This window comes from Chryseobacterium taiwanense, from assembly GCF_000813825.1.
In the GTDB taxonomy this organism is placed as follows: domain Bacteria; phylum Bacteroidota; class Bacteroidia; order Flavobacteriales; family Weeksellaceae; genus Chryseobacterium; species Chryseobacterium taiwanense.
Genome location: NZ_JWTA01000044.1, coordinates 1 through 254, shown reverse-complemented (window position 1 = coordinate 254; position 254 = coordinate 1). Strand labels below are relative to the sequence as shown.

Here is a 254-nt window from a genome sequence, read left to right as displayed (position 1 = left end):
TCCTCATATTTGGAATAACGAACCCTGCTCATAGAAATTTGATCTGCAAGTTCCTGCTGGGATACATTTTTCTGAGTTCTTAAAAACCTGATGTTATCTGAAAAAATTGACATTGATACAATTTGTATCATCAAATATATGAAAAAAGATACAAATAGTATCTAATTTTGTAACGTGAACCGAGCGATTGTACATATGGATCTGGATACATTCTTTGTGTCTTGTGAGAGACGTAATAACTCTCAACTTGACGG

1 protein-coding gene is annotated in these 254 nt (G+C 33.5%); it reads right to left on the bottom strand.

Features of this window, described 5'->3' with window-relative positions:
* Positions 1-113 (bottom strand): helix-turn-helix domain-containing protein (locus RM51_RS19355; protein ID WP_131667105.1); only part of this gene is annotated, 113 nt, incomplete at its 3' end.
* Positions 114-254: the final 141 nt, after the last annotated feature.